The sequence below is a fragment of the Micromonospora sp. NPDC051296 genome, from assembly GCF_040682255.1.
GTDB lineage: Bacteria > Actinomycetota > Actinomycetes > Mycobacteriales > Micromonosporaceae > Micromonospora > Micromonospora craterilacus.
The window spans coordinates 1-3,898 of the sequence record NZ_JBFBAO010000513.1; the positions used below are offsets into that span (position 1 = coordinate 1).

Below are 3,898 nucleotides of genomic sequence, written 5' to 3' on the forward strand. Positions count from 1 at the left end.
GTGGAGCAAGGCACGCTGCCTCGCCGCGCTGGAGAACCGGCTGCCCGAGGCGTACACGGTCGACCTCGACGTTCCGGTCAACGTTACGGCCCGGGTCGCGCTGCCGGTCGAGGCCGGCAAGTCCTACCGGGCCGCCGGCCCGAGCAAGGCCACCTTCGTCGGGATCGAGAACGGCCGGGCGGTGTTCGAGGTGGGCTCCGGCCGGTCGAGCTTCCGCCCGGTCGCCGGCACCGCCGCGCAACCGCGCTGACCGCACGGGTCGGGTCCGGCGGACGGCGAGAGACAGCAACGACAGTAGAAGACGGGATCAGGTTGATGAGGGGAACAAGAGGGATCCGGACCGTGCTGGCGGCGGTAACCGCGCTGGTCGTCGGTTTCTCGTCGCCGGTGGTCGCGGCCGACCGGGCGGGCGCCGCGGAACCGTCGCCCGACCGGTTGACGGTCGAGGCGCTGACGACCGAGCGGGCCACCGACCCGATCGGGCTGGACGTGGCGCGGCCCCGGTTGGGCTGGACGATCCGGGCCGACGTACGCGCCGTGGTGCAGCAGGCGTACCAGATCCGGGTGGCCACCAGCCCCGACGGCCTCGCCGCCGCCGACGTCTGGGACAGCGGCCGGGTCACCTCGCGGGACAGTTCCTTCGTCGAGTACGACGGCCCGGCGCTGCACCCCCGTACCCGCTACCACTGGCAGGTGCGGGTCTGGGACACCGCGGGCCGGACGTCCGGGTGGAGCGCGCCCGCGTCCTGGGAGACCGGGGTCAACGGGCCGCAGGGATGGCAGGCCGACTGGATCGGACTGCCCTCGCCCACCGAGTCGTGGACCGACTACACCGTCCAGACGCGGATCCGCCTGGAACGGGACGCGGCCGGGATCTTCTTCCGCGCCCGCGGCGCGGGCAACGCCTACATGTGGCAGTTCTCCATCACCAACGGAGCCGCCAAGCTGCGCCCGCACGTGCGGGTCAACGGCACCTGGACGTTGCTCAAGGAGGTGCCGCTCGGCGCGGTCGTACCGGCCGACAAGCTGACCGCCCCGCACACCCTGCGCATCACCGCGGCCGGTGACGCGGTCACCACCTGGGTCGACGGCACCCAGGTCGACGTCACCCGCCACGGCACCCACCGGGCCGGCGGGATCGGCCTGCGCACCAGCGGAGTGGAGACCGGCGTCTTCAGCGACCTCACCGTCAGCAGCGGTGACCAGACGCTGTTCGCCGCCGCGCTCACCGACGGCGAGAACCCGTTCGGCGGCGGCACGGCGACCGCGGCCGGGCTGCGGGTCAGCGGCGACACCGAGGCGATGCTGACCGCACTGGACGCCAACCCGTTGCTGCGACGCGGGTTCCAGGTCGACGGGCAGATCGCCCGGGCCCGGGTGTACGCGTCGGCGCTCGGCGTCTACCAACTGTCCCTCAACGGGCAGCGGGTCGGCGACCACGAGCTGGCGCCCGGCTGGACCGACTACCACAAGCGGGTGCAGTACCAGACGTACGACGTGACCGGCCAGCTCCGGCAGGGTGACAACGCCTTCGGCGCGATGCTCGGCGACGGCTGGTACTCGGGCAGCATCGCCTGGTTCGGCACCGACATCTACGGCTCCCGCCCGCACCTGAGCGCCCAACTGGTGATCGACTACGCCAACGGCCGGACCGAGACCGTCCGCACCGACGGCTCCTGGCGAGCCACCCCGGGCCCGTTCCGGCAGACCGACCTGATCCACGGCGAGACCTACGACGCGCGCAAACTCCCGGCCGGCTGGGACCGGCCCGGGTTCGACGACTCCGGCTGGTCCACCGCCACCGTCGACGACACCGGCGCCACCCCCAAGCTGGTCGCCCAGGTCGACCCGCCCGTCCGGGTCACCCAGGAACTGCCCGCCAAGACGCTCACCCAGCCCACCCCGGGCACCTGGATCTTCGACCTCGGCCAGAACATGGTGGGCAAGGTCCGGCTCACCGTCGACGGCCCGGCCGGCACCACCGTACGCCTCCGGCACGCCGAGGTGCTCAACCCCGACGGCACCGCCTACACCGCCAACCTGCGCTCCGCGCAGGCCACCGACTACGTCACCCTGGCCGGCGGCGGCCGGGAGGTCTACGAGCCCACCTTCACCTTCCACGGCTTCCGGTACGTCGAGCTGACCAACTTCCCCGGCACGCCCGACCTCGGCACCGTGACCGGCCTGGTGATGCACACCGACGGCGAACTCACCAGCGAGTTCGAGACCTCCAACGCCATGGTCAACAAGCTGCACAGCAACATCACCTGGGGTCAGCGGGGCAACTTCCTGTCCATCCCCACGGACACTCCCGCCCGGGACGAGCGGCTCGGCTGGACCGGCGACATCAACGTCTTCGCCCCGACCGCGACGTTCAACATGGACAGCCTGACCTTCCTCACCAAGTGGTTGCAGGACCTGCGCGACGCGCAGTCGGCCAACGGCTCGTACCCCGACGTGGCACCCCGGGCCTGCTGCGGCGACGGGGCCACCGGCTGGGCAGAGGCCGGCATCACCGTCCCCTACACGCTCTGGCAGCGCTACGGCGACACTCGGATCATCCGGGAGCACTACGACTCGATGGCACGCTTCGCCTCCTGGTTGCAGAGCACGAGCTCGGGCAACCGGCGCACGAACGCCGGCCCGTACCTGGACTGGCTCAACCTCAACGACCCGACCCCCGGCCCCGTCATCGCCACCGCCTACTACGCGTACAGCATCCGGCTGCTCGGCGAGATGGCCGCCGCCATCGGCAAGGACGACGACGCCGCCCGCTACGCGGCGCTGTCGAAGGACATCGCCCGGGCGTTCGTCGACTCGTACGTCGCCGCCGACGGCACCGTCCAGGGCGACAGCCAGACCGGGTACGTGCTGGCCATCGGCATGAACCTGCTCCCCGACGAGCTGCGCGCCAAGGCCGCCGACAAGCTGGTCGCCAACGTCCGGCGACACGACTGGCACCTGTCCACCGGCTTCCTCGGCACCCCCGACCTGCTGCCGGCGCTCAGCGACACCGGGCACCTCGACGTGGCCTACCGGCTGCTGCTCAACGACACCTACCCGTCGTGGGGATACGAGATCGCCAAGGGCGCGACCACCATCTGGGAGCGGTGGGACTCGATCAAGCCGGACGGCAGCTTCGGCGACGTGGGAATGAACTCGTTCAACCACTACGCGTACGGTGCCGTGGGTGACTGGATGTACCGCACCATCGCCGGCATCCAACCCGACCCGGCGCACCCGGGCTACGGCCACCTCACCATCGCCCCCCAACCGGGCGGCGACCTGACCTCGGCCCGGGCCACGTACCAGTCGGTACGCGGCACCATCAGCACCGCCTGGCGCCTCGACGACCACGGCGACCTGCGGCTGGACCTGAGCCTGCCGGGCAACAGCACGGCCACCGTACGCATCCCGGCACCCAACCGGTACGCGGTCACCGAGGGTGGCCGACCCGCCGAGCAGGCCGACGGGGTGCGGTTCGTGAAGATGGACGGCGACGTGGCGGTCCTCGAGGTCGGCTCCGGCGCGTACTCCTTCGCGGTCGACCGGGTGCTCGGCGACCTGGGCGGGGCCCTCGCCGCGGTCGCGGCGACGACCACGCTGGTGGACGAGCTCGCCGCCGACCTGGACCGGTCGGTGGTCGCCCACCTGCGCGCCCAGCTCGGCAAGCTGGACCGGGAGACGGCCACCGCGCAGCGGACCTACGCCGGCGGCGACCGGCAGGCGACCGCCGCCGACGTACACCGGGCCCTGGCCACCGCGGCCGGTCTGGAGCGCTGGCTCAACACGCAGGTCAAGGTGGGCCGGGTGCCGGCCGGCATCGCCGGCCGCCTCGCCACGCCGCTCACCCAGGTCGACCAGCGACTGTCCGCCGCCTCGTCGGCCCTGATCGGCG

1 protein-coding gene and 1 pseudogene are annotated in these 3,898 nt (G+C 72.2%); both read left to right on the top strand.

Features of this window, described 5'->3' with window-relative positions; genetic code table 11:
- Window positions 1–250: pseudogene (locus AB0M52_RS32040) on the top strand (hypothetical protein); the annotation flags it as partial.
- Between the two features lie 92 nt (window positions 251–342).
- A partial coding sequence (locus tag AB0M52_RS32045) for a family 78 glycoside hydrolase catalytic domain (protein ID WP_363961446.1) occupies window positions 343–3,898 on the top strand: 3,556 nt, incomplete at its 3' end.